Consider the following 25,549-nt stretch of genomic DNA (forward strand, 5'->3'; position numbering starts at 1 on the left):
GTGGCCCGCCGCCACCCGCGGGTGCGACACCCGCGACGGCCCGGTGCGAGGGTGGAGGCATGCATCAGCCGTACGAGCTCACCGACGGCCGGGCCGCCCCCGTCGCCGCCCGGGTCCTGGTCGTCGACGACGATCCGACCGTCGCCGAGGTCGTCACCGGATACCTCGACCGTGCCGGGTATCTGGTCGACCACGCCGACGACGGCCCCACCGCCCTGACCCGCGCCGCCGCCCACTGGCCGGACCTCGTGGTGCTCGACCTGATGCTGCCCGGCATGGACGGCCTGGAGGTCTGCCGGCGGCTGCGCGGCCGCGCCTCCGTCCCGGTCATCATGCTCACCGCGCGCGGCGACGAGGACGACCGGATCCTGGGCCTGGAGGTCGGTGCCGACGACTACGTCACCAAACCCTTCAGCCCCCGCGAACTGGTGCTGCGGGTGGAGTCGGTGCTGCGCCGCGCCCGCCCCGCGCCCGCCGCGCACTCCTTTTCCACCGCCGGCCTCACCCTCGATCCGGGCGCCCGCCGCGTCACCCGCAACGGCACCGAACTCGCCCTCACCCTGCGCGAGTTCGACCTCCTCGCCTTCTTCCTGCGGCACCCGGGGCGGGCGTTCAGCAGGGAGGACCTGATGCGCGAGGTGTGGGACTGGGACTTCGGTGACCTGTCCACCGTGACGGTCCATGTCCGCCGGCTGCGCGCCAAGGTCGAGGACGACCCGGCCCGGCCGCGCCTGATCCAGACGGTGTGGGGTGTCGGCTACCGCTTCGCGCCCGAGGCCGACGGGCAGGAGGCGGGCCGGCATGCGTGACACCCTGCTGATCGCCCTGTACGCGCTGGCCGGTGCCGCCCTCACCGGGCTCGCCGGAGCGGCCGCGCTGCGGCTGCTGCGGCGGCGCTCGCTCACCGTGTCCATCGCCGTGGTCGCCGCCGTCGGCGTGGTCGCGATGCTCGCCGGCACCCTGGCCGTCGCCTGGGCGATGTTCCTCTCCTCGCACGACCTGTCGGTGGTGACGACGGTGGTGGCGATGGCGGCCGCGGTCTCGCTCGGCAGCGCGCTGATACTGGGCCGCTGGGTCGGTGCCCGGAGCCGTGAGCTCGCCCTCGCCGCACGCTCGTTCGGCGAGGAAGGCGACTTCGCCGCGCCGGCTGTCCCGGCCACCGCCGAACTGGCGGAGCTGAGCCGCGAGTTGGCGGCCACCAGCACGAGGCTCGCGGAATCCCGGCAGCGCGAACGCGCCCTGGAGACCTCACGCCGGGAGCTGGTCGCCTGGATCTCGCACGACCTGCGCACCCCGCTGGCCGGTCTGCGGGCCATGTCGGAGGCGCTGGAGGACGGGGTGGCCACCGACCCGGACCGCTACCTGAAGCAGATCCGTACCGAGGTCGAGCGCCTCAACGACATGGTCGGCGACCTCTTCGAACTCTCCCGCATCCACGCGGGAGCGCTCGCGCTGAGCCCGAGCCGGATGTCGCTGTACGACCTCGTCGGCGACGCCCTCGCGGGCGCCGACCCGCTGGCCCGCGCACAGGGTGTACGCCTGGTCGGCCACCGCGTGGAGCCGGTGCCCGTCGAGGTGGACGGCAAGGAGATGAGCCGGGTGCTGGGCAATCTGCTGGTGAACGCCATCCGCCGGACGCCGCCCGACGGCACGGTCGCGGTCGCCGCCGAGCGCGGTCCCGAGGGCGTCGTGGTGTCCGTCACGGACGGCTGCGGCGGCATCCCCGAGGAGGACCTGCCGCGCGTCTTCGACACCGGCTGGCGCGGCAGCCACGCCCGCACGCCCCCGGCCGGAGCGGGACTCGGCCTCGCCATCGTGCGCGGGATCGTGGAGGCCCACCAGGGGCGGGCCACCGTCCACAACATTCCCGGCGGCTGCTGCTTCGAGGTGGTGCTGCCCACCGCCGCTTCCTGATCGTGGACAGCACCACCGGTCCATGGAGGGCTACGCCCCCCGCATCCCGGCCCGCGCGAACTCCCGCATCCCCTCCGCGAACCCGACCTCGGCCTTCCAGCCCAGCTCGGCCCGCAGCCGCGAGGAGTCGGCGGTGATGTGCCGTACGTCCCCCAGCCGGAACTCCCCGGTGACCACCGGCGCGGGCCCGCCATGGGCCTCGGCCAGCGCGCGGGCCATCTCGCCCACGGTGTGCGGCTCGCCGCTGCCGGTGTTGTACGCGCTCAGCGCACCCGGCTCCGGCCTGGCCTCCAGGGCCACCACGTTGGCCGCGGCCACGTCCCGCACGTGCACGAAGTCGCGGCGCTGCCGACCGTCCTCGAACACCCGGGGCGCCTCGCCGCGGGCGAGCGCGGAGCGGAAGAGCGCGGCCACGCCGGCGTAGGGGGTGTCACGGGGCATCCGGGGCCCGTACACGTTGTGGTAGCGCAGGGCCACGGCGGACCCGCCGGTCGACCGGGCCCAGGCGGCGGCCAGATGCTCCTGGGCCAGTTTCGTGGTGGCGTACACGTTGCGCGGATCGGCCGGCGCGTCCTCGGCGACCAGTCCCGGTGCCAGCTCGGCACCGCACACCGGGCATGCCGGTTCGAACCGGCCCGCCTCCAGGTCGGCGACCGCGCGCGGCCCGGGCCGTACGGCACCGTGGTGCGGGCAGGCGTACCGTCCCTCCCCGTACACGACCATCGACCCGGCCAGCACGAGGCGCCGTACCCCGGACTCGGCCATCGCGGCCAGCAGCACGGCCGTACCGAGATCATTGCGGGAGACGTACTCCGCCGCGTCCCCGAAGCCCACGCCCAGCCCGACCATCGCGGCCTGGTGGCAGACCGCGTCCACGCCCGTGAGCGCCCGCCCGACCGCCGCCGGATTGCGCACGTCGGCGCCCGGATCGGCGCGCACGTCGAACACGACCGCCTCGTGGCCGTGAGCGGTCAGCGCCTCGACGACATGGGACCCGATGAACCCGGCACCGCCGGTGACCAGTACACGCATACGGCCACGCTAGGCCCGCACGGCCACCGGACCACGTGCCCGGGCCCGCATGTCACGACTCCGTAAGGACGACCCCTACTCCTTGGGGGGCTTGACGGCGATGTCGAGGTAGAAGGCGTCGATGCTGCGCACCGCCGTCTCGAACTCCGCCAGGTTGACGGGCTTGGTGACGTAGGCGTTGGCGTGGTGGTGGTACGCGCCGTTGACGTCGTCGGGGGCCACGGACGTGGTCAGCACGACGACCGGGATGGTCCGCAGTTCCGCGTCCTCCTTGACCACGGCGAGGAACTCGCGCCCGTTCATGCGGGGCATGTTCAGGTCGAGCACGATGAGGTCGGGGCGCTCGTTGTCCGGGTCGCGCAGGTAGTCGAGGGCCTCGACGCCGTCGGAGACCTGGGTGAGATTGCGCGTACCGCGCTCGGTGAGGGCGTCCTGGATGAGCATCGCGTCGGCGACGTCGTCCTCGACCAGCAGCACGTCGTACGGACGGATTGTGGCGGCAGCCATGATGGGGGAGCTCCGGGGTGTGGGGCGGGAGTGGTCTGTGCTGTTGGTGATGAGCCCGGGCCAGCGGCGCCGGGCTCCTTGGCGGCTCATGCTCACGGCCCGGCCGATCTCCGGGTAGCCCGCGCCGCTCTCGGCGGCGGCGTGGGCGGCCTGGTCCTCCAGGTGCCGGACGGTCTGCTTGACCCGGGCAAGTACCCGCAACCGCAGCAGAGCATGCCAGCGGGCCTCGCCCGCCACGTCGACGGGGTCCGCCGCCGGGGCGGTGGCCGCCTGCGTGAGCAGCCGGGCGAGTTCGTCCACCACCTGGGTCACCAGCACGTCCGTGTCCCCGCTCACGGGACCGGGAGGGGGAGAGGGAGCGGGCATGGCCTCACCCTAGGGCGTTGATCCAGGGAGGGACAACATGCGTTGTCGGCCCCGAGTACAGTGTCTCTGCCGCGCGCCCAGGTGCGGTCCGGACGGCAGGCCGAGGGAGCAGCGCACCGCGATGACAAGCAAGCCGTCAGGCGCCGCGGGCGCGTTCGCCGACTGGACGACCCGGCGCTGGCTGCGGGTGGGCGTGGCCGCCACCCTGGTCGTCCTGACGGTACTCGGGTCGCTGGGTGGCTGGGCGATGTGGCGAACCTCGCATATCACGTCCGCGCTGGTGGACCGGCGCTCGCCCGCCCTGATCGAGTCGATGCGGGTCGAGGAGGCGCTGGTCAACCAGGAGACCGGCGTCCGCGGTTACGGGCTGTCCGGGCAGCGGGACTTCCTCCAGCCCTACGCGCAGGGCGTGACCGGCGAGCGGGCCGCGCTCGAGCGGCTGCGGCCGCTGCTCACCGGCGACGGCCGGGCCCGTGCCGACCTGGCCGAGGTGGAGAGACTCGCCGGGACCTGGCAGGAGCGCGTCGCGCGGCCGGTCGCGGCGGCCTCCCCCGCCCAGGCCGCGCAGATCACCGCGGCACGCGCCGCCGAGGGCAAGACCGCGTTCGACTCCCTGCGGCGCGCGATGACCCGCCAGCAGGCCCACCTGGAGCAGGAGCGGACGGTGGCCACCCGTCAGCTGCGGCAGGCGGTGACCCTGCGGAACTGGGTGTTCGCCGTCATCGCGGCCCTCATCCTCCTGGTGGCCGGACTCGTCTTCGAGGGGCTGCGACGCGGCGTCACCGGGCCCCTCAGCAGGCTCGGCTCGGCCGCCCGTGACGTGACGCAGGGCCGCTTCGACCGTTCCCTCGTCGGCACCGGCCCCGCGGACCTGCGCCGGCTCGCCAGTGACGTGGAGTCGATGCGGCTGCGGCTGGTGGCGGAGCTGCGGTTCAGCGAGGAGGCCCGCGGGCTGCTGGACGGGCAGGCGGCGGACCTGAAGCGGTCGAACGCGGAACTGGAGCAGTTCGCCTACGTGGCCTCGCACGACCTCCAGGAACCGCTGCGCAAGGTGTCCAGCTTCACCCAGCTCCTGCAACGGCGTTACGGCGGACAACTGGACGACAAGGCCGACCAGTACATCGGCTTCGCCGTCGACGGCGCCAACCGCATGCAGAACCTCATCAACGACCTGCTGGCCTTCTCCCGGGTGGGCCGCGTCCACAACGAGCAGCGGACCGTGGACCTGGAGAGCGTGCTGAGCACGACCCTGGACGACCTCAGCGTGGCCGTCGAGGAGACCGGCGCCGAGATCACCCACGACCCGCTGCCGTCCGTGCTCGGGGACACGACCCAGCTGGGCATGCTGCTGCAGAACCTGCTCTCCAACGCGATCAAGTTCCGTCACCCCGACCGGTCGCCGCGGATCCACGTCGGCGCGCACGAGGCCGAGGGGATCTGGGAGTTCGAGGTCCGCGACAACGGCATCGGGATCGCGCCGGAGTTCCAGGAGAAAGTCTTCGTGATCTTCCAGCGGCTGCACACGAAGGACGCCTATCCGGGTACCGGTATCGGGCTGGCGATGTGCAAGAAGGTCGTGGAGTTCCACGGCGGCACCATCTCGATCGACCCCGACAACCCGACCGGCACCCGCGTCCTGTTCACCCTGCCCGCCCTGCCCGCCCCCACGGCCGCGACGGCCGTACCGGACAGAGAGACACAGTCGTGACCGGTCCATCCTCAGGCCGCGGCGAGCAGGTGGCCGAGCAGTACGACGTCCTGCTCGTGGAGGACGACGACGGCGACGCCCTGCTGGTCGAGGAGCTCCTCCACGACACCGATCTGCCGTACACCCTGACACGGTGCCACACCGCCGCCGAGGCCCACCGGGCACTCGCGGCCGGCCCCGTGGACTGCGTCCTGCTCGACCTGCACCTGCCGGACGCGTCCGGGGTGGAGACGATCCAGACCATCCAGGCCGACACCCACGCCGCGATCATCGTCCTGACCGGGCTGGACGAGCCCCGCGCCGGAGTCGAGTCGCTCGCCGTCGGCGCCCAGGACTATCTCGTCAAGGGCAAGGTCGAACCCGACCTGATGCAGCGCGCCGTCCGCTACGCGGTCCAGCGCAAGCAGGCCGAACTCGCCAACGCCGCGCTCCAGATGGGCAGGCTGCGCGCGGAGGAGAACGCCCGGCTGGAACGCGGGCTGCTGCCCGAACCCCTGCTGTCCTCGCCGGCCGTCACCGCCTCCAGCCGCTACTACCCCGGACGGGCCCAGGCCCTGCTGGGCGGTGACTTCCTCGACGTCGTCCAGACCGACGACGGCCAGGTCCACGCGATCATCGGAGACGTCAGCGGGCACGGCCCGGACGCCGCCGCGCTCGGCGTCTGCCTGCGCATCGCCTGGCGCGCGCTCACCCTCGGCGGGCACCGCGCCCACCACCTGCTGCACCTGCTGGAACAGATACACATCGCCGAACGCGCGGGCAGCGACCTGTTCACCACCTGCTCGCTCATCACCCTGGACCCGCGGGCCGGCACCCTCACCCTGCACCTGGCCGGCCACCACGAACCCCTGATGGTCACCCCCGACGGAACCCGGCAGGTCACCGCCGCCCACGGAATCGCGCTGGGCATCGCCCCCGGAGTGGGCGACTGGCCCGCCACCACGCTGGCGCTGCCCGGCGACGGGGCGCTCATCGCCTACACCGACGGACTCATCGAGGGATTCGCGGACGGGACCGGCGCCCGGCTCGGGGTGGACGGCCTGCTGGGCATCATCGACTCACTGGCGGCAGCCGACCCCGGCACCCACCTGGACCGGCTCATCGCCCGCACCCGCGCCCTCAACGCCGACCGTCACACCGACGACCTCGCCGTCCTGCGCCTGGACTGGAAGACGGGCGGCTCCCGGGGCCCGGCTCACTCCTCCTGAGCGGTCTTCTCCAGCTCCGCGTTGAACTGGGCGCCGATCAGCAGGGCGAGGTTGGACAGCCACAGCCAGATCAGGAAGATCACGACGCCGCCCAGCGAGCCGTACAGCCGGTTGTAACTGGTGACATGGGAGGTGTAGACGGTGCAGCCCAGCGAGACGACCAGCAGGAGGAGCACCGCCAGCACACCGCCCGGCGCCATCTTCCGGACGGGGCGGGAGGACTTCGGCCCCGAGTGGTAGAGGACGAGCACCGTGCCGACGGCCACCGCGACCGCCAGCGGCCACCGGAGCGCGTGCCAGGCGGCCTGCGGCCCGCTTCCGAGATCCAGCGCGCGGCCCAGGAAATCGGCCAGGCTGCCGGTGAGGAACAGGGCCAGGACGGAGATGAGCAGCAGCAGGATCAGGACCAGGGCCGTGGTGAGGATGCGGGGCGCGGTCCGCCAGACCGGCCGGTGCGAGCTGATCCGGTGCATGGCGTGCAACGCCCGGCGGAAGACACTCAGATAGCTGGACCCCGACCACAGCGCCGCCGCCCCGCCCAGCACGATCAGCGCCCAGGCCGCGGACGACTGACCGGACATCTGCCGCAGGGTGCTGCGCAGCAGGGCACGGGAGGCGAGCGGGGCGGCCTGCGCGATGCGGTCGATGACCTCCGGTCTGGCCGTGGGGATGGTCAGACCGAGGACCGAGAGAATGACCAGCAGGACGGGGAACAGCGCCAGGACGGCGTAATAGGTCAGCGCGGCCGCCCAGTCCGTCACGTCGTCGTTCCAGACGGACACCGGGGTCCGGCGCAGCGCCGCCCACCATCGAGCCGTACGGCCGTCTGCATCATCCATGAAACGGATGCTCTCATTCCGTGGTCTTCGGCTCGGGCAGGTGGGGGATTCAGTGTCGGTGGGCGGCCCGGACATGGAGCTGGTTCAGGGCGTCGACCACCACGGTGTTGTGGTGCCAGAGCAACCAGCGGCCCACCTCGCAGCCGAGTCGCTCCAGCGCGGCCAGCTGGACGGTCGTGAGTTCGTGCAGCGGCTGCTCGTGGTGCGCGGAGATCATGCCGACCACGGCGCCCTTCGGGCTGACCAGCGGGACACTGTGGCAGGCGCGGCTGCCGGCCTGCAGGATCACCTGCCGGGAGCGCTCGTCGAAGGTGTCGCAGGAGCGGACGTCCTTCACGGTGACCTGCCGTGCCTCCTCGGCCGCCTGCGCGCACGAGGTGGTCCCGCTGTCGACGAAGGCGAAGTAGTCGGTGAACCGCCGGTCCAGCCCGGTGTGCCGGACCATGCGCAGCAGCCGGTTCTCCACCAGCTGCACATTGCCCATCCGGGTACCGGTGATGCGCAGGGTGCGCTGCAGGGCGGCGTCCAGGACCGCGCCCCGGCTCTGCGGACGGGTGCCGTCCAGGTGCAGGGCGGGTACCGGGGGCGGGGCCCCGTGCGGCCGGCCCGCCACCCAGCGCAAGGCCGTCGGCTCGGGTGCCGGAAGCCGGACGACACCGGCGGCGAGGGTGTGCAGTTTGAGGTTGAACCGCTGGGAGGCGTCACGCAGCAGCTCGAACGACTCCTCGTGCGAGGAGAGCCGGTAGTACTTCAGCAACAGCTCCTCGGCGCGGGCCACACCGGCACGCGCCAGCCGCGTGTTGCGCTCCGCCACGATCCGCTGCTCCTCGGCCGCGTCGGCAGGCGGCGGGACAGGGGCGTTCGGATACTCGGTCATGGTCACACCTCCTCGTCGTACGCATGCCCGCCGCGAGCCCCGGCAGGCCACCCGATCTTCACGACGTGACCACGGTGTGCCTGATTCGGCCGCCGCGACGCACCGCAGGGCCCGGGCACCCCGCCCGTGGTCGACCCGGCCGGCCCCGCGAGCGGCCCGCGAGGAACTGCCGGCCCGCGAGAAGGCCCACACCGGTGAGGACGACGCGACAGCTCCTCGCGACCCCTACGGCCGGGGCGAGGCGTGGGAAGGACGACCCCGGGAGCCGGCGCAAGGAGGACAGCGACTGCCGGTCCCGGCGCTCCGACGCGGACGGGAGTGCCACCTGGGGCCCACCCGTCGTCCCGAGCCCCCGTGGAGACCCTCGGCCGGCGCGGCCGGCCCCACTGACAGCAGCCCGAGCCGCCGCTCGGCCCAGGCACGGTCAGGCGGGCTGCCACAGTTCGATCCGGTTGCCCTCGGGGTCGGTGACCCAGCCGAACCGGCCGACACCGTCCATGTCCTGCCTCTCCTCGGCCACGTCCGCGCCCGCTGCACGGAGCTGCGCGAGCATGGCGTCCAGGTCGCGGACCCGGAAGTTCAGCATGGTCTGCTGGGTGGGGGATCCGAAGTAGTCGGTCCCGGACTCGAAGGCCGCGAAGACGGTGGACCCGGCCTCCTGACGCCACAGCCCGTGGTCGTCGGTGTCCAGGCCCAGGCAGTCTCGGTACCACGTGCTCAGGGCCGCCGGGTCCTTGGCCCGCAGGAAGTATCCGCCGATTCCAAGTACACGTTCCATGCCGACATCCTGCCAGGACGGCGGCCCGGCGGTCCGGAACGGGCATGATCACCGTCCTGGAGCCGGTCGGCGCCGGGATCGCGGGCACGGACCGGTATCCGGGGAAGAAGCACACTCCCACGTCATCCCAAGGAGAGCCGCCACGTGCGTTCCGTCCTCACTCTCGCGCTCGACTGCGTCGCCGGGGCACTGGAGAAGACCTCCGGTCCCGCCGGGTTCTCCCTGCATCGCGCTCCCGCCTCCGGACGCGCCCAACTGGCGGACACCGCCTATGAGATCGCCAGCGTCATGCCCTCCGGGGTACGGCTGGAGATGCTCACGGACGCCACCGAGATCGAAGTGGACGCCCAGCTCACCCAGGTCGTGATGGCCGGATCCGAGCCGTCCGATGCGGTCTTCGACCTGGTCGTCGACGGTGAACTGCGGCCCCCCGTCACCACCTCCCGCCAGACCCTCATCCGCGTCGACCCCGCCACCATGGCCATGGACGAGCACCCGTCCCCGCCGGCCACCCTACGGTTCCCGCTCGGCGCCCGGCCCCGGGAGCGCCGCGTCGAGATCTGGCTGCCCAACTCACGGGCGGCCCTGCTCGTCGACGTACGGGCCCCCGGGGAGGCCTCGGTGCGCCCGGCCCCGGCGAGCGGCCCGGTGTGGGTGCACCACGGCAGCTCGATCAGCCAGTGCTCGGAGGCGGACCGCCCGACCGGAACCTGGCCGGCGATCGTCGCCCGGCGCGCGGGCCGCTCCCTCGTCAACCTCGGCCTGGGCGGCGAGTGCCACCTCGACCCCTTCATGGCCCGGGCCATCCGCGACCTGCCCGCCGACGCGATCAGCCTCGAAGTGGGCATCAACATCGTGAACGGCGACACCATGCGGGAACGCACCTTCGTCCCGGCGTTCCACGGCTTCCTCGACACCGTCCGCGACGGGCACCCGGACACGCCGGTCCTCGTCATCAGCCCCGTGGTCTGCCCGGCCGTCGAAACCCGGCCCGGCCCCACGCTGCCGGGCACCGACGGCAAGGTCCACACCCTCGACCGCCCCGCCGAACTCGCCTCGGGCGCGCTGACGCTGAAGCGGGTGCGGGAGTTGCTGACCGAACACGTCGAGCGCAGGCGCAAGGCTGGAGACCGGCACCTGAACCTCATCGACGGCACCACGCTGTTCGGGCCCGAGGACATCGCCGACCTCCCCGACGGCCTGCACCCGAACTCGGCCGGCTACGCGCGCATGGCCGAACGCTTCCTGCCGCGGTCGTTCGGCGAGGCGGGGCTGATGCGATAGGCCCGGGTCCGGGCGGCGCGAGCGCGAGTGGACCCGCAGATTTAACCGCGGACACCTTGTTACGCCATTTCTACGCGCGTAACCTCAGCCGCTCGCATGGATCCCACCGGTCGACGGCACGTCATGTGCGCGCTGTCCGGCGGACGTTGAAGGAGTCATCCTCGTGCAGATTCACAGACCCAGCGCATCGCGGGTAGCCGGCGCCGCGTTCGTGGCCGCGGCGGCCACGGCGGCCGTCGTCGTGGCGCCGCTGCCCGCCGCGTTCGCCACCCCGTCGGCGAGCGCGGTCATCTCGGAGGCGTACGGCGGCGGAGGCAACTCCGGGGCGACCCTCACCAACGACTTCGTGGAACTGGCCAACCGCTCCACGGCGGCCTACTCCCTGGACGGCTACAGCCTCCAGTACCTCCCGGCCTCCGCCTCCGCGAGCTCGCCGTGGCAGGTCACCCCGCTCACCGGCGCACTGCCCGCCGGCGGCACCTACCTGGTCGGCGAGGGCGCGGGCGCCGGCGGCACGACCGCGCTGCCGGCCGCCGACGCGACCGGCACCATCGCGATGTCCGCCACCGCCGGCACCGTGGCCCTGGTCAGGGGCACCACGGCACTGACCTGCAAGACGGCCGCCGACTGCACCGGCAACACCGACGTCGTGGACCTCCTCGGCTACGGCACCGCCGTCGTCCGCGAGGGCGGCGACGCCCCGGCGACGAGCAACACCACCTCCGTCTCCCGGGCCGCCTCGCGCGCCGACACCGACGACAACGCGGCGGACTTCACGGCCGGTACGCCCACCCCGGCCAACAGCGCGGGCGACACCGCGAGCGGCGGCACCGGCGGCCCCGGCGGCCCGACCGAGCCCGGCGCCTTCCGCATCCACGACATCCAGGGCAGCACCCGCCTCTCGCCCCTGAAGGGCCAGAACGTGGTGGGCGTCCCCGGCATCGTCACCGCCGTGCGCACCACCGGCAGCAAGGGCTACTGGATCCAGGACCCCACCCCGGACGCCGACCCCGCCACCAGCGAGGGACTGTTCGTGTACACCGGCTCGGCCGCGCCCACCGTCTCGGTCGGCGACTCGGTCCTGGTCAGCGGCAAGGTCTCGGAGTACTACCCGGCCTCCGCCGCCCAGTCGGTCACCGAGCTGGGCAACCCGGTCTCCACCACCCTGTCCACCGGCAACGCCCTCCCGGACGCGGTCGCGCTCAACGCCTCCACCGTCCCGGGCGAGTACACCCCCACGGCCGACGGCGGCAGCATCGAGGGCCTCACCCTCCGGCCGGCCGTGTACTCCCAGGACTTCTACGAGTCCCTCGAGGGCATGCGCGCCTCGGTCTCCGACGCCCGCGTGGTCGGCGCGACGAACACCTACGGCGAGATGTTCGTGACGGCCAAGCCGCACGAGAACCCCACCCGGCGCGGGGGCACCCTCTACGGCGGTTACGACCAGCAGAACACCGGCCGCATCGAGATCGTCTCGGCCGACGGAACGACCCCCGCACTGAACGTCGGTGACGAGCTGTCCGGCACCACCACCGGCCCGGTCGACTACTCCGACTTCGGCGGCTACCTGCTCGCCCCCTCCGCGGCCACCACCGGCACGGCCGTCGACAACGGCCTCGAGCAGGAGGTGACGCGCAAGCAGTCCCGCGACGAACTGGCGATCGCCACCTACAACGTCGAGAACCTCGACCCGACCGACGGCGACGACAAGTTCGCCCGGCTGGCCAGGGGTGTGGTCAAGAACCTCTCCTCGCCCGACGTCGTCACCCTGGAGGAGATCCAGGACGACAACGGCGCCACCGACGACGGCACCGTCTCCGCCGAGGCGACCCTGAAGAAGTTCACCGCGGCGATCGTCGCGGCCGGCGGCCCCACGTACTCCTGGCGCTACGTCGACCCGGTCGACGACAAGGACGGCGGCGAGCCCGGCGGCAACATCCGCCAGGTGTTCCTCTTCAACGCCAAGCGGGTCTCCTTCGTGGACCGCGCCGCCTCGGGCGACGCCTCCACCACGCCCGTCTCGGTGGTCAAGGACCGCAAGGGCCAGGCCCACCTGTCCGCTTCCCCGGGCCGGATCGACCCGGCGAGCGCCGCCTGGACGGACAGCCGCAAGCCGCTCGTCGGCGAGTTCGTGTTCCAGGGCAAGACGGTCTTCGTCATCGCCAACCACTTCATCTCCAAGGGCGGCGACGACCCGGTCCACGGCCGCTACCAGGAGCCGACCCGCTCCTCGGAGACACAGCGAGGGCTCCAGGCCGAGGTGGAGAACGCCTTCGTCCAGTCGCTGCTCGCCGCCGACCCCCGGGCCCGGATCGTGGCCGCCGGTGACCTGAACGACTTCGAGTTCTCCGACGCCGTCAAGACCCTCACCGGGAACGGCGACGACCTCACCGACCTGATCAACACCCTCCCGGTGTCCCAGCGTTACAGCTACGTCTACGACGGCAACAGCCAGACCCTGGACCACATCCTGACCAGCCCCTCCCTCACCCACTACGACTACGACGTCGTCCACATCAACGCCGAGTTCGCCGACCAGGCGAGCGACCACGACCCCCAGGTCGTCCGGATCGACGTGAAGGACTGCGGCAGGAAGCCGCACCAGCCGAAGCCCCACGGGAAGTGACCGCGCCGGGCCGGTGCACCGGGAGTGCCCCGGCCCGGAGGGTCCGGTGCCGTCAGGAGGCCGGCAGTTCCTCGCGTACCGTGCGGGCCGCGCTGACCAGGTTCTCCAGGGAGGCACGGGTCTCGGGCCAGGCACGGGTCTTCAGGCCGCAGTCGGGGGTGACCCACATCCGTTCGGCGGGGATCGCCTTCAGGCCGGTACGGAGCAGGTCGGCGGCCTCCGCGGCGCTCGGGACACGCGGCGAGTGGATGTCGTACACGCCGGGTCCCGCCTCGCGCGGGTGACCGTGCGCGGCGAGTTCGCGGGCGACCTGCATGTGCGAGCGGGCCGCCTCCGGGCTGATGACGTCGGCGTCGAGGTCGTCGATGGCCTGGACGATGTCGCCGAACTCGGCGTAGCACATGTGGGTGTGGATCTGGGTCTGCGGGCGCACCCCCACCGGCCGTCGCTTCCTAGGTCCGTACGTCGGACCCAGTGCGTGTGACGGCGCTCGTTCCCACTCACCGCTGCGGGGCGGTCCCGGATTCCCACCGGGTTCCCTCGCGCGACGCATCCCGCCTGGCGGACGGGGCGAACCAACTGCGCCGCCCAGCCTACGGGGTACCGCCGCGGAGAGCGGCGACACGTCCGTCATCCGGATGGCGTGAGCCGGGCCACCTGCTCCCGGCCCGCACCGTACCCCGGCCGTTCCCGGCCGCCCCGGGTCACACCAGTGGGTGCGCCGACGCGAAGGAACCGTTGTGGTGGACGAGGGCCGGGGCGGCGTCGGCCACCGCGCCCGAGTCGATCTCGCCGACGACCAGCAGGTGGTCACCGATGGTCTGACGGAGCGTGATGCGGGCCGACAGCCAGCCGGTGACGTCGTCGAGGACCGGCAGACCGTCCGGCTGCGCTTGCCAGCGCACCCCTGCGAACCGGTCGATCCCGCTGCGCGCGAACCGTGCCGCCAGGCCGGCGTTCGCGGTGCCGAGGACATGGACGGCGAAGCGGTCCGCGAGACGCGCCGCGGGGGTGCTGGACGCTTCGAGACCGATGCAGAACGACACCAGGGCAGGCCGCAGGGAGACGGAGGTGAAGGAGGTGGCGGTGAAGCCGACGGGGCCCGGGAAGGTGATCACCGTGACTCCGGCGGCGTGCCGGCGCAGGGTGTCGCGGAGGACGTCCGCGCCGTCGGGGACGGTGGCCGGCGGCGACGGACTCCGGCGGATCGGGGCGGTCATGCCCTTTCCTTTCGGCAGGCGGGGGAGAGGCGAGGCCGGGGGCCCGCGGTGGCGGCCGTCACCAGGCGCTCGACTCCACCGCGATCGCGGGCACCAGCCCGGTCCGCAGTGCCTCCAGGAAGGTCACGACCTCGGCCGCGACCGAGCGGTGCTGGAGGTCGTTGAGGACGTCGTGGTGGGCGTCGCGGACCACCGCCAGCCGGGAGCGGGACAGCGTCTTCGCGGTACGGGTCAGGGCGTCACGGTCGGCGAGCGGGTCCGCGTCGCCGACGAGGAGCAGGGCGGGCACCGCGAGGTCCGCCTGGTAGGCCGCGTCGAGCAGCGCGCCGGGCAACGGGGTGCCGAGCGCGCCTCGTTGCGCCTCCGGGTCGTCGCTGAGCACACCGCGATGGGTGGGGCAGGACGTGCGGACGTCGAGTTCGTCGTCCCAGGAACCGCCGTAACCGCCGTTGCCTCCGGTACGGCCCGGGAGACCGGCGAGCACGACCGCGTCCGGCCGCACGGCGGCCGGGGGGCCGCCGGGGCCGGACAGCGCCGCGACGGCCGCGGCACCGGAGTCGGCGCCCACCAGCACCAGTGGCGCGGCGACCCCGCCCCCGGAGGCCGCGGTCCCCGCCACGGCGGCGGCGAGCCGGTAGCCGAACCGCGCCAGCGAACCGTGCAGGTCGTCGGCGTCGATCTCGGGGCCGTCCACGACCCGGACACGGTAGGCGTCGGCCGCGAGCCGCCTGCCGAAACGGCCGTAGGCGGCACGGCTCTCCCCTCGGCCGGGCACCACGACGACCGTGCCGCGGGTGAGGAGGCCCTCGGGGGCGTGGTGGTCGGTGTACTCGCTCATCTCAGGCTCCCGCACGTACGGTGTGGCGGTTGGCCGGGACCGGGAGACCGAGGTTGCCGCGCAGGGTGCCGGCCTCGTACTCGGTGCGGAACAGCCCGCGTTTCTGGAGGATCGGGACCACACCGTCCACGAAGAGTTCGAGGTCGTCATCGGTGCGGAAGGCGAGGTTGATGCCGTCGAAGGTGCCGGCGTCGAACCACTCCTCGATGGTGTCGGCGACGGTCTTCGGCGCGCCGACGAACGGCGACTGGCGGAACTCGCTGACCAGGTTGGCGACTTGTCGCAGGGTGAGCCGTTCCGACCTGGCCCGCTCGATGAGCTTGGCCGCTCCGGTGCGGCCGCCCTTCTCGGCGAGGTGCGCGACGTCCGGGAACGGACCGTCCAGGTCGTGCGCGCTGAAGTCGTACGCGCCGAAGGAGCGCCCGAGCAGCGCGAGGTTGCGCTCGAAGTCGTTGTCCTCCTCGAAGATCTCCCGCTCCCGCAGCCGGGCCGCCTCGTCGGTGCGGCCGACGACCGGACCGCCGTGGATGAAGATCTTGATGTGCTCGGGGTCGCGGCCGTAGGACGCCGTGCGCTTCTTGATGTCGGCGTAGTACTCCTGGGCCTGCTGGAGCGAGCCGCCCGGCGCGTAGATGCCCTCGGCGACCTGTGCGGCGAGGTCGCGGCCCTCCTCGGAGACCCCGGCCTGGAAGATCACCGGCTGGCCCTGCGGCGAGCGGGACAGGTTGAGCGGGCCAGCGATCCTGAAGTGCTCACCCTCGTGGTTGAGTTCGTGCAGCTTCGCGGTGTCCAGGAAGACGCCCTGCGCCACGTCCGCGGGGAACGCGTCGTCCTCGTAGGAGTCCCACAGGCCGCGGGCGACCTGGACGAACTCCAGGGCGCGGCCGTACCGGGTGGTGTAGTCGAGGTGCTCGTCGAGCCCGAAGTTCCTGGAGGTGCCGGTGTCGAAGCTGGTCACCACGTTCCACCCGGCGCGGCCGCCGCTGATGTGGTCGAGGGAGGCGAACCGGCGGGCCAGGTTGAACGGCGAGTTGTACGTCGAACTCGCCGTGCCCACCAGGCCGATGTGCCGGGTGTGGGTGGCCACCGCCGACAACAGGGTCAGCGGTTCCAGGCGGTTGAGGTAGTGCGCCGGGTAGGTGGCGTTGATGAACTGGCTGTCGACGATGAACAGGGCGTCGAACAGGGCGTGTTCGGCCGCCTTGGCCTGCGCGATGTAGTAGTTGATGTCGATGCTGGCGTTCTTGGCGACCCGCGGGTCCTTCCAGAGTCCGTGCTGGCCGGGGCCGCCGACGCCGTAGGGGTGCAGGGCGAGGTGGATCTTGCGGGACATCGGTGAGTCCGTTCTGTGTGGTGGGAGTCGAGTGGTTCAGACGTGCAGCAGGGCGCGAAGCGCCTCGCGTTCGGCGCGGCCGGCCGAGGCCGTCCGCAGGGTGGGCGCGGAGCTGACGAGCAGCCGGGTGTACACGTGCCGGGGATCCGTGATCACGTCCCGGGCGGCGCCGGTCTCGACCAGCTCGCCCTGGTGGAGCACCGCGATCCGGTCGGCGATCCCGGCGACCGAGCCGAGGTCGTGCGAGATGAAGACCAGGGCCGTGCCCGAGGCGCCAAGTTCCTTCAGGATCTGCAGGATCTGGACCCGGTTGGCGGAGTCCAGGGCGCTGACCGGCTCGTCGAGGATGACCAGCTGCGGTTCGGTGACCAGTGCCCTGGCCACCGCGATCCGCTGCCGCTGACCGCCCGACAGCTCCCCGGGCAGCCGGTCGAGCAGTTCCTCGGAGAGCCGGACGCGGGCGAGGAACGTACGGGCCCGGCCGGCCGCCTCCTTGCGCGGCACGCCCTGCACGAGCAGCGGCTCGATCAGCGACTCCTCGATGGTGAGGTCCGGGTCGAGGCTGCGCAGCGGGTCCTGGAAGACGTACTGGAGGACACCGCGCCGGCGTAGATCCCGCCACTGGCGTCTTCCGTACCGGCGGACGTCCTCGCCGCCGATGACGATCCGGCCCGCCGAGGCGCCCACCAGGCCGAGCACGGCGCGGGCGAAGGTGGACTTGCCCGATCCGGTCTCGCCGATGATCCCGACGGTCTCGCCGGGCGCCACGGTCAACGAGACGTCGTGCAGGGCGCGGCGGCGCTGCCGGCGCGCACCGTAGTGCACCTCCAGGCCGGTGACTTCGAGGACGGGCGGGGTGCTCACAGGGCCTCCTGCGGTGCGCGGAACTTCTCCAGGCCGTACTGCTCGTGCTCGGCGACGAGGAGCCGGGTGTAGGCGTGCCGCGGGTGGAGCAGCACCTCCCCGGTCGGACCGTGCTCCACCACCTCGCCCTCGCGCATCACGAGGACCTCGTCGCAGAGCTGGGCCACGACGGCCAGGTCGTGGGAGACGACCACCAGGGCCAGCCCGGTGCGCTCGCGCAACTCGGCGAGCAGGTCGAGGATCTCGGCCTGGACCGTGACATCGAGGGCGGTCGTGGCCTCGTCGGCGATGAGGATCCTCGGGCCGGCGGCGATGGCGGCCGCGATCAGCGCCCGCTGGAGCATGCCGCCGGACAGCTCGTACGGGTACTGGCCGTAGACCAGTTCGGGGTCACGCAGCCGCACCGCGTGGAGCAGCTCGATCGCGCGGTGCCGGGCCTCCCGCCGCTTCAGCCCCTTCTTGACCCGGACCACCTCGGCGATCTGCGCGCCCACCCGGATGGACGGGTTGAGGTAGGACGCGGGGTCCTGGAACACCGCGCTGATCGTCGCGCCCCGCAGTTCCGTCCACTGCGAGGGCGTCAGCGTGGCGATGTCCGTGCCGGTGATCTCGACCGAGCCGGCCGTGACCCCGAAGTGCGGGGGCAGGATGCCGAGCGCGGCCCGGCAGGTGAGGGTCTTGCCGCTGCCGGACTCGCCGACGATGCCGACGGTCTTCCCGGGGGTGAGTTCGAAGCTGACTCCGTGCACGATCTCGCGGTCCGCGGCCAGGTCGCCGATCCGTACGTCACGGACGGCGAGCACCGGGGCCGTACCGGCGGGTGCGCGGGTCTGCTCGGGGGCGGGGCTCTGGGACAGGGCGGTCATGACGCACCTCCGGCGGGAACGGCGTCGCACTGCCCGGGCCCGCCCCGCCCGTCCGGGCGGCCGGCTCGGGCCGTGCGGTTGTTGGCGAACGCCCGGCCGGCCTCGCCGGAGACGTCGCGGATCGCGTCGGCGAGCTGGTTGCCGGCCCAGACCGTGACCATGATCAGCAGGGCGGGGACGGCCGGTGCCCACGGCTGGTAGTCGAGATAGCCGAGGTCGGAGGCGAGCAGACCGCCCCAGGTGGGCGCGGGCGGCTGTACGCCGATGCCGAGGAACGTCAGGCTCGACACGATGACGAAGCCGGTGCCGGTGGTCTGGGCGAGCGCGACCGCGATCGGCGGCAGCACCTTGACCCAGACGTGCCGCCGGACGATCCAGCCGGTCGAGGCACCGGAGACGATCGCCGCCTCCACGTACTGCGAGCGGGCCACGGACAGCGTCGCGGCCCGGCCCACCCGGTAGAAGAGCGGGGAGACCAGCACCCCCGTGACGAGCATCGCCTGGCTGATCCCGTTGCCGAGCAGCGCGATCACGGCGACCGCGAACAGCAGGAACGGCAGCGCGACCAGGGTGTCGGCCAGCCGCAGGGTCAGCCACTCGAAGGCCCGCCCGAGATACACCGACAGGATGCCGGGGACCGTGCCGACGACCAGGGCCACCAGGGCGACCTCCAGGGAGCCGAGCACGCTGACGCGGGAGCCGTCGAGGAGTCTGCTGAAGACGTCACGGCCCAGGTAGTCGGTGCCGAGCCAGTGGGCGCCCGAGGCCGGCGCGAGCGTGTCGGTGCTGGTGGCCAGTGGATCGTGCGGGGCGAGCAGCGGACCGAGGATCGCCAGGAGGGCGATCACGGCGAGGACGCCGAGGGCGATCCGGCCCGAGGTGAGGGAAAGGACGCGACGCACCATGGTCAGACCCCCCGCTGGGACGCGGGCGTCACACGGGCCAGCACCAGGTTGACGATCAGGTTGAAGAGGACGACGAGGACGATCGACACCACCAGCACCCCCTGCACGGCCGGTACGTCGCCGGCCTGCGCGGAGTCGTTGGCGAATCGGCCGAAGCCCTGGAGCCCGAAGATCCACTCCGTCACGACGGAGGCGCCGACCAGGGCCGGGAACTTCAGGCCGAGGGTGGCGAGCGCCGGCCCGATGCCGTTGCGCAGTACATGGGTGAGGAAGATGCGCCGTGGGCTCAGCCCGCGAACGACCGCGCCCGTCACGTAGTTCTCGCGGTAGGCCGCGACGAGACTGCCCCGGAGCTGGCGGGCCACGTCGGCGACGACGTCGAAGCTCAGCGCGATCGCCGGCAGCGTGAGGTGTGCGAGCCACGGCCCGAATCCCTGCGCCGCCGGTACGTATCCGGCGGAGGGGAACACATGGAGTCCGACCGCGAAGACCGCCACGAGCACGATCCCGACGACGAACGCCGGCATCACCGAGATCACCGTGACGAACCCGGTGATCGCCCGGTCCACCCAGGTGGTGCGCCGGAGCGCCGCGACCGTCCCGAGGACGGAACCGAGGAGTACGCCGATGACCAGGGCGAAGGTCGCGATGGAGAGGCTGACTCCGAGCCCCAGGCCGATGAGGGTGGAGATGTCGGCGCCGTTGGTCCAGCTGGTGCCGAGCTGTCCGTGCAGGACGCCGGTCAACCAGTCCCAGTACTGGACCAGGAAGGGCCGGTCCAGCCCCCACTGGGACTCGACCCGGTGGACGGCCTCGGGGGTCGCCTCCTCGCCCAGCTGGATCCGCGCCGGGCTGAGACCGCTCAGCGATCGGAGCGCGAACGTCACGAACGTCGCGACCACGAAGACGGGCACGATGATCGCGACCGTCCGGGCGAGGGTCGCCAGGACCCGGCCCAGCGTGTGCCGGGTCCTGGCCACGGCGACCCCGCGACGGCGGGCAGGCCCGGCCGGTACCGCGGTCGTCGTCGTTGTCATAGGGGTGCCCCCTTTCTGCTGGTGGAGCTGGTGGACGGGGGTCAGTTGCCGCCGGACACGGTCACGCCGGTCCAGTCGATGTGGGCCGGGTTCTTCGGCAGGCCGGAGATCGACTTGCTCTTGGCGATGAGGTTCGGCGCGGAGTAGGTGAAGATCAGCGCCTTGCTGTGCAGCCCGGCCCGGGTGGCCGCCTGGAGGACCTTGGAGTAGTCCGGCGAGTCCAGCGGCGTCCTGCGCACCTTGGCGACGGCGGCCTCGAAGCCGGCCGGCTCGTAGGGAGTGCTCAGGTTCAGCGGGCCGTTGGGGCCGAAGTGGGCGGTGAGCGTCTGCAGGGCGGAGTCCCGGCCGGTGGTCCCGTACAGCGAGAACGTCAGGTCCTTGGCGAAGAACGGGGTGGCCCAGTTCTTGTCGATCTTGATGGTGACGGTGATCCCGACCTTGGCCAGCTGCGACTGGACCAGCTCGGCCTGCGGGTCCTCGGCCGGGATGACCAGGTCGAGCTTGATGTCGCCGGCCCGGTAACCGGCCTCGGCGAGCAGCTTCTTGGACTTCGCCGGGTCGTAGGGGTAGTCGTTCGCCGACTTCGGGTCGTAGGCGACGTACCCCTTCGGGAACGGCTGGTCGGTCGCCGAGCCGTAGCCGAACGTCAGCTTGTCCACGAACTCCTGACGGTCGATCGCATAGCGGACGGCGTCCACGACCTTGTCGTTGTCGAACGGCGCCTTGTTGATGTTGAGGCTGATGTTGTTGGCGTTGAAGCCCGGCTGGGAGAAGACGTCCAGACCGGCCTTCTTGGCGGCGGCCGCCTGGCTCGGGGCGAGGTCGGCGAAGTTGTAGACGCCGGTGCGCAGACCGGATACGACCGTGGAGGCGTCGGGTGCCGAGGTCAGTTCGACGTGGTCGATGTGGATGTTCTCGGCGTCCCAGTAGTCGGGGTTCTTCCTCAGCACCGCCTTGGTGCCCGGGACCAGCTGGGTGACGATGAACGGGCCCGCGCCGACCGGGTTCCGGTCGAGTTCGGCCGGGTCCGCCGCCGCCTTGGGGCTGGCGATCTGCAGCACCCGCTCACCGAGCAACTGGGGTATCTGGTAGTCGACCTGGGTGAGGTGGAGCACCGCGTCCAGACCTTTGGCGTCGACCGACTTGATGGAGGTCAGATCGCCGAAGAGCGCCGAGTTCTTCTGCTTCTGCGCCCGCTCGACGGCCGCCTTGACGGCGGCACCGTTCACCGGCCGGCCGTCGCTGAACTTCAGGCCGGGCCGCAGGTGGAAGGTGATCTCATCACCCTTCTTGTTGTACTCCCAGCTCTTGGCGAGATCGGGCACGGCCTTGCCGGTCTCGTCGGTACGGGTCAACGAGGCGTAGGTGAGGGCGAGTTCGCGGAACTGAGCGCCACTGCCGCTGACCACCGGGTCCCAGTGGGCCGGGAAGTAGGAGGAGGTCCACTTCAGCGTGGCGCCGCTCCCCGCGGAGGCGGTGCCGGAACCGCATGCGGTGAGCGTGGGGGCGAGCAGGGCGACGAGGGCGCCGGTGACGGCTGCGGTGCGCGGGCCGGACCGGGCGGGACCGAGTCTTGGGCGGCGGGCGGTGTGGTGTGCGGGCATCTCGTTCTTCCTGTGGTCGGCCCGGTCTGGGTCGGGGCGGAGAGAGCAGGACGGAAGGCCGGCCGGACATCCGCGCGGACCGTCGACCGGGACCGGGCGGGCATGCCGGGGCGAGCGCCGGCACACGCTGGGGGCGTGCGGCGCTCAGGGCGAGGGGAGTGGGCTGCCTCGCGGGGGCGTGCCCGGAGGCGGTGAAGGAGACGACGGGGAACGCGGGCGCGAAAAACGGCGGTACGCGGTCGGGCCGGACAGCGGGCGGCCGGGCCGCGCCATGAAGGCGCGGGGGGTCAGGTGGCTGCGGGCCGGAGGCGGCGGACGGCCGGGGGCCGGGGGCGGCGGAGGGTCAGCGACAGAGTGCGCTGCAGGTGCGCCGCAGGTCCACGTAGCGGCACACCACACCGGGGTGCGTCGTGAGCATGCTGCACATCCTGGGGGCAGCCGCGACCGGCTGTCAATGGACACCAATTGGTGTCTCATGCGGCGGGACGGCCTCCGCCCGCAGTTCACAGGCTCGCCGAAATTCAGTCCGCGGTGCCTGGGCGTGCTGACGCCTCGTCAGGATGCAGCCACACCGGGCCGTTTCCGGTCTCCACCCGGACCGCCCGCGGCGGCGGCCACGCGCCTGCGGCCAGCAGCAGCCGCTCCGGTTCCGTCATGCTCCCGTAACGTTCCAGGGCGCCCGCCGCATCGAGCGGTGCCGGGATCGTCAGCGACCCGGGACAGAGCTCCTCGACGGCGGTCGCGTACTCCTCGAAGGGCCGCCAGCCGGGCACCACCCGGTGGCCTCCGGGTGCCCGCAGCAACAGGGTCGGCAGCGCGTACCGGTAGCCGCCGTCGGCGGTCTCCCTGGCCCCGCCGGGATGCGGCGAGCCGCCCGGCACCGAGCGCACCTCGGGGACCGGGCGGCGCGCCTCGGCACGGTCGGCGCGCACCCGCTCCAGGACCGCGTCGGACACGGCGTCGGCGGCCAGCCGTCCCATGTCCAGGCCCGGCGTCCCCTGGACCGCGGCCAGTGCCAGCGCGGCGGTGTCCGCCGGTTCACCGAGCACGAAGACGGTCTCCCGCAGCCGCCGCAGCGCCCGCCCGGCGACCTCGTCACCCTGGAGCTCGGCGGCCTTGGCGACCAGCGAGGCGGGCCAGGAGCTGGCCGGCATCCGGCTCAGTCGTGCCGCCCGGGGAGCCCCGGTGTGCGAGCTGATCCCCTCGACGTAGCGCGCGTACCAGGCGGTCTCCGCGGCCGGATCCGGCGGCGGGTCGTCGTCGTGGTCGAAGAGGATCGCGTACACCCGCCGCCAGCGGACCCGGCCGGCCAGCGCCGCCCGCAGCCCGCGGAAGACCGGTTCCGAACCCCAGGCCCACGGACAGAGCGGGTCGGTGTACTCCACCACCTCGGCGCAGGGCGGCAGTTCGGCCGCGCCCGTCACGCGGCGCTCGTCCGGGCCGGCCTTCCGGCCCGCTCGCCGGGCAGCAGCGACCTCAGGGTCACCCCGCCCAGGACCGCCGCGGCACCCGCCTCGACCTCACGCCACACGCCGGGCAGTCCGGCGGCGGGACCGGGGTAGTCGAGCCCGGCCAGTGACTCACCGCGCAACGTGATCAACTCGCCGTCGACGGCCCGTGTGACGTCCAGCAGAGTGATCTCGTCCGCGGGTCTGCCGAGCCAGTAACCGCCCTCGCAGCCACGCTGACTGCGCACCAGGCCCGCTCTGCGCAACTCGCCCACCACGGACTTCAGAAACCGGAACGGAATCTCCTGCGAGGAGGCGATCGCCTCACAGGTCAGCGGACGAGCCGGCTCGCGGGCGAGCTCCAGCAGCGCCCGCACGCCGTAGTCCGCCTTCGCGGAAATATGCATGCGCACATCATGCCCGAGGAGCCGGCGCGGGGAGTCGTCCCGGGCGGCTCGCCCGCTCTGTTGCGGGAACATTGCCGCAGGTGAACCGCAATGGACACCTCTTGACATCCTTTTCGGCCGGGCCCTAGCGTCCATGCCATGAGCGAGCCGCTGACGACCCCCGGTGAGGGCTTCCACCCGCACCTCCACCACCACCCGGACCACCCGGCGGCGCCGCTGAGCACCCGCCTGCACCACATCCGCGCCGGCTCCCTGGACGGCGACACCGCCCAGAGCGGCGGGATGCGCAGGTTCGCGGCCGTCAGCGGAAAGACGGTCGGTTCCGAGAAGCTGTGGATGGGCCAGACCCATGTGGCACCCGCCACCGCGTCGTCCGACCACCACCACGGCGAGTCCGAGACCGCGATCTATGTGGTCAGCGGACACCCGGAGTTCGTCTTCCTGGACGACTCGGGCCCGGAGCCGCAGGAGGTACGGCTGCGCACCTCGCCCGGCGACTACGTCTTCGTCCCGCCGTTCGTGCCGCACCGGGAGGAGAACCCGGACCCCGACGACGAGGCGGTGGTCGTCATCGCGCGCAGCACCCAGGAGGCGATCGTGGTCAACCTGCCCGGTCTGTACGCGCTCTAGTACTGCAATCACATTTGTGTGTGGCTGAGCTCGGGGTGGGTCTGGTTCAGGAGTGGGACGGGGTGCTGGCGGGGCTGCATGCCCGGTTCGCGTCGCGTTTCGTGAGGTCGGAGCCGCGGGGGCGGGCGCTTTCGTATATGCGCGGGCTGATCGCTCCGCTGGAGCGGAAGAACGGCTGGACGCTGGCGGAGCGGGCTGGTGACCGGCTGCCGATCGGGATGCAGCGCCTGCTGGGCGAGGCGGACTGGGACGCGGACAAGGTCCGTGACGACATAAGGGATTACGTTGTCGAGACGATCGGCGACAAGAATGCGGTCCTGATCGGTGACGACACCGGCTTCCTGAAGAAGGGCGTGCGCTCGGCCGGCGTCCAGCGGCAATATTCCGGAACGGCGGGACGTACGGAAAACTGCCAGGTCGGCACCTTCCTGGCCTACGCCTCAGCGAAGGGACGGGCCCTGGTCGACCGGGAACTGTACGTGCCCGTCTCATGGACGGACGACCGTGAACGGTGCCGGGACGCGGGGATCCCTGACGAGGTGCCCTTCGCGACGAACACGGAGCACTTCAAGGCCATGCTCAACCGTGCGATGGAGGCCGGCGTGCCGTTCGCGTGGGTCACCGCGGACGAGGCCTACGGGCAGTCGAAGTCCCTCAGGTGGTGGATGGAACAGCAGGCCATCAGCCACGTGATGTGCGTGAAGACCAGCGACACCGTCATCACCCGTGGCATGGGGGAACGCCGTGTCGACGAGCTGGTGGCCGGTCTCGCGCCACAGGCCTGGAAGCGTCTGTCCGCCGGGAAGGGATCCCACGGCGAGCGGATGTACCAGTGGGCCCGGATCCCCATCCGGATCTGGTGGGAGAACGGCCACGGCCACTGGGTCCTGGCCCGCCGCAGCCTCAAAGACCCGGCCGAGATCGCCTACTACGTCTGCTACGGCCCTCGCGGCACCCGCCTGAAAGACCTGGTCAAGGTGGCCGGCGCCCGCTGGGCCGTCGAAGAATGCTTCCAGACCGCCAAGGGCGACTGCGGCCTGGACCACTACCAAGTCCGCCTCTACCACGCCTGGTACCGGCACATCACCCTCGCCATGGCCGCCCTCGCCGCCCTGACCGCCGTCCGCGCCCACGAACTCTCAAAAGGGGAAACAGCGGTGGCCTGATACCGCTCTCCGTGGCAGAGATACGCCGCCTCATCGGTCACCTCCTCCACCCCGTCCACCTCACCATCCACCACCATCTGAACTGGTCACAC

The 25,549-nt window shown here is 72.1% G+C and carries 23 protein-coding genes, 1 pseudogene and 1 riboswitch; of the genes and pseudogenes, 8 read left to right on the forward strand and 16 right to left on the reverse strand.

Translation table 11 applies throughout. From position 1 onward, the window contains the following. Positions 1-59: 59 nt before the first annotated feature. Both ACZ4O3_RS02350 and ACZ4O3_RS02355 read left to right on the forward strand, forming a co-directional pair. The gene (locus tag ACZ4O3_RS02350; RefSeq protein WP_467720861.1) at positions 60-809 is read left to right on the forward strand and encodes a response regulator transcription factor; all 750 of its coding nucleotides are present in this window, start codon (positions 60-62) and stop codon (positions 807-809) included. After that, complete coding sequence (locus tag ACZ4O3_RS02355) at positions 802-1,914, forward strand: sensor histidine kinase (RefSeq protein ID WP_467720862.1); 1,113 nt, start codon at positions 802-804, stop codon at positions 1,912-1,914. Before ACZ4O3_RS02350 ends, ACZ4O3_RS02355 begins: the two co-directional genes overlap by 8 nt. Before the next feature lie 30 nt (positions 1,915-1,944). Here ACZ4O3_RS02355 and ACZ4O3_RS02360 read toward each other — a convergent pair whose 3' ends face one another. After that, entirely contained in the window at positions 1,945-2,946 is a 1,002-nt protein-coding gene (locus ACZ4O3_RS02360) for an NAD-dependent epimerase/dehydratase family protein (RefSeq protein WP_467720863.1), read from the reverse strand. A 75-nt stretch (positions 2,947-3,021) separates the two neighbouring features. Then, positions 3,022-3,819, reverse strand: a complete 798-nt coding sequence (locus tag ACZ4O3_RS02365) for a response regulator (RefSeq protein ID WP_384993558.1) — start codon at positions 3,817-3,819, stop codon at positions 3,022-3,024. Between the two features lie 121 nt (positions 3,820-3,940). Between ACZ4O3_RS02365 and ACZ4O3_RS02370 the strand changes: the two genes are divergently transcribed. After that, the gene (locus tag ACZ4O3_RS02370; RefSeq protein ID WP_467720864.1) at positions 3,941-5,527 is read left to right on the forward strand and encodes a sensor histidine kinase; all 1,587 of its coding nucleotides are present in this window, start codon (positions 3,941-3,943) and stop codon (positions 5,525-5,527) included. Next, positions 5,524-6,735: a PP2C family protein-serine/threonine phosphatase gene (locus ACZ4O3_RS02375; protein ID WP_467720865.1), complete on the forward strand. Its 1,212-nt coding sequence runs from the start codon at positions 5,524-5,526 to the stop codon at positions 6,733-6,735. The genes ACZ4O3_RS02370 and ACZ4O3_RS02375 overlap by 4 nt, the downstream gene beginning before the upstream one ends. Here ACZ4O3_RS02375 and ACZ4O3_RS02380 read toward each other — a convergent pair. The 3 genes from ACZ4O3_RS02380 to ACZ4O3_RS02390 form a co-directional block, all read right to left on the reverse strand. Then, positions 6,723-7,574: a YihY/virulence factor BrkB family protein gene (locus tag ACZ4O3_RS02380; RefSeq protein WP_467720866.1), complete on the reverse strand. Its 852-nt coding sequence runs from the start codon at positions 7,572-7,574 to the stop codon at positions 6,723-6,725. The genes ACZ4O3_RS02375 and ACZ4O3_RS02380 overlap by 13 nt on opposite strands. A 49-nt stretch (positions 7,575-7,623) precedes the next feature. After that, positions 7,624-8,451, reverse strand: a complete 828-nt coding sequence (locus ACZ4O3_RS02385) for a GAF and ANTAR domain-containing protein (protein ID WP_362714711.1) — start codon at positions 8,449-8,451, stop codon at positions 7,624-7,626. A gap of 424 nt (positions 8,452-8,875) precedes the next feature. Further along, positions 8,876-9,229: a VOC family protein gene (locus tag ACZ4O3_RS02390; protein ID WP_362731830.1), complete on the reverse strand. Its 354-nt coding sequence runs from the start codon at positions 9,227-9,229 to the stop codon at positions 8,876-8,878. Positions 9,230-9,373: 144 nt separating this feature from the next. Here ACZ4O3_RS02390 and ACZ4O3_RS02395 point away from each other — a divergent pair, with 144 nt between their 5' ends. Next, positions 9,374-10,513 carry an SGNH/GDSL hydrolase family protein gene (locus ACZ4O3_RS02395; RefSeq protein ID WP_467720867.1) on the forward strand — a complete coding sequence of 380 codons (1,140 nt, stop codon included), beginning with the start codon at positions 9,374-9,376 and terminating at the stop codon, positions 10,511-10,513. Positions 10,514-10,676: 163 nt separating this feature from the next. Beyond that, positions 10,677-13,139, forward strand: coding sequence for an endonuclease/exonuclease/phosphatase family protein (locus ACZ4O3_RS02400; protein ID WP_467720868.1), 2,463 nt, complete (start codon positions 10,677-10,679; stop codon positions 13,137-13,139). A gap of 52 nt (positions 13,140-13,191) precedes the next feature. Here the strand turns inward: ACZ4O3_RS02400 and ACZ4O3_RS02405 are convergent. From ACZ4O3_RS02405 to ACZ4O3_RS02455, 11 genes and pseudogenes are all read right to left on the reverse strand, one after another. Then, positions 13,192-13,575 (reverse strand): annotated as a pseudogene (locus tag ACZ4O3_RS02405) (5-methyltetrahydropteroyltriglutamate--homocysteine S-methyltransferase); the annotation flags it as partial. Next, a riboswitch (cobalamin riboswitch) is annotated at positions 13,558-13,679 on the reverse strand. Its footprint overlaps the pseudogene before it by 18 nt. A gap of 164 nt (positions 13,680-13,843) precedes the next feature. After that, positions 13,844-14,359 carry a flavin reductase family protein gene (locus ACZ4O3_RS02410; RefSeq protein ID WP_362728444.1) on the reverse strand — a complete coding sequence of 172 codons (516 nt, stop codon included), beginning with the start codon at positions 14,357-14,359 and terminating at the stop codon, positions 13,844-13,846. Between the two features lie 58 nt (positions 14,360-14,417). Continuing rightward, positions 14,418-15,197 (reverse strand): alpha/beta hydrolase, encoded by a 780-nt coding sequence (locus ACZ4O3_RS02415; protein ID WP_467720869.1) that lies wholly within the window; start codon positions 15,195-15,197, stop codon positions 14,418-14,420. Position 15,198: 1 nt separating this feature from the next. Beyond that, a complete protein-coding gene (locus ACZ4O3_RS02420; RefSeq protein WP_467720870.1) occupies positions 15,199-16,530 on the reverse strand; it encodes an LLM class flavin-dependent oxidoreductase in 1,332 nt (443 codons plus the stop codon). Between the two features lie 36 nt (positions 16,531-16,566). After that, positions 16,567-17,394: an ABC transporter ATP-binding protein gene (locus ACZ4O3_RS02425; protein ID WP_467720871.1), complete on the reverse strand. Its 828-nt coding sequence runs from the start codon at positions 17,392-17,394 to the stop codon at positions 16,567-16,569. Then, positions 17,391-18,260, reverse strand: a complete 870-nt coding sequence (locus ACZ4O3_RS02430) for an ABC transporter ATP-binding protein (protein ID WP_467720872.1) — start codon at positions 18,258-18,260, stop codon at positions 17,391-17,393. Before ACZ4O3_RS02430 ends, ACZ4O3_RS02425 begins: the two co-directional genes overlap by 4 nt. Beyond that, on the reverse strand, positions 18,257-19,165 hold the full coding sequence (locus tag ACZ4O3_RS02435; protein ID WP_467720873.1) for an ABC transporter permease: 909 nt from the start codon (positions 19,163-19,165) through the stop codon (positions 18,257-18,259). The genes ACZ4O3_RS02430 and ACZ4O3_RS02435 overlap by 4 nt, the downstream gene beginning before the upstream one ends. Positions 19,166-19,167: 2 nt before the next feature. Beyond that, positions 19,168-20,202, reverse strand: a complete 1,035-nt coding sequence (locus tag ACZ4O3_RS02440) for an ABC transporter permease (protein ID WP_467720874.1) — start codon at positions 20,200-20,202, stop codon at positions 19,168-19,170. Between the two features lie 41 nt (positions 20,203-20,243). Further along, entirely contained in the window at positions 20,244-21,806 is a 1,563-nt protein-coding gene (locus ACZ4O3_RS02445) for an ABC transporter substrate-binding protein (protein ID WP_362731181.1), read from the reverse strand. 521 nt (positions 21,807-22,327) lie between these two features. Further along, positions 22,328-23,230 carry a DsbA family oxidoreductase gene (locus tag ACZ4O3_RS02450; protein WP_467720875.1) on the reverse strand — a complete coding sequence of 301 codons (903 nt, stop codon included), beginning with the start codon at positions 23,228-23,230 and terminating at the stop codon, positions 22,328-22,330. Next, positions 23,227-23,661 carry an RrF2 family transcriptional regulator gene (locus tag ACZ4O3_RS02455; protein WP_467720876.1) on the reverse strand — a complete coding sequence of 145 codons (435 nt, stop codon included), beginning with the start codon at positions 23,659-23,661 and terminating at the stop codon, positions 23,227-23,229. Before ACZ4O3_RS02455 ends, ACZ4O3_RS02450 begins: the two co-directional genes overlap by 4 nt. 138 nt (positions 23,662-23,799) lie before the next feature. Between ACZ4O3_RS02455 and ACZ4O3_RS02460 the strand changes: the two genes are divergently transcribed. Continuing rightward, entirely contained in the window at positions 23,800-24,291 is a 492-nt protein-coding gene (locus ACZ4O3_RS02460; RefSeq protein ID WP_467720877.1) for a cupin domain-containing protein, read from the forward strand. 41 nt (positions 24,292-24,332) lie between these two features. After that, complete coding sequence (locus ACZ4O3_RS02465; protein ID WP_467721005.1) at positions 24,333-25,457, forward strand: IS701 family transposase; 1,125 nt, start codon at positions 24,333-24,335, stop codon at positions 25,455-25,457. Positions 25,458-25,549: the final 92 nt, after the last annotated feature.

Source organism: Streptomyces sp. NPDC026515 (assembly GCF_055567595.1).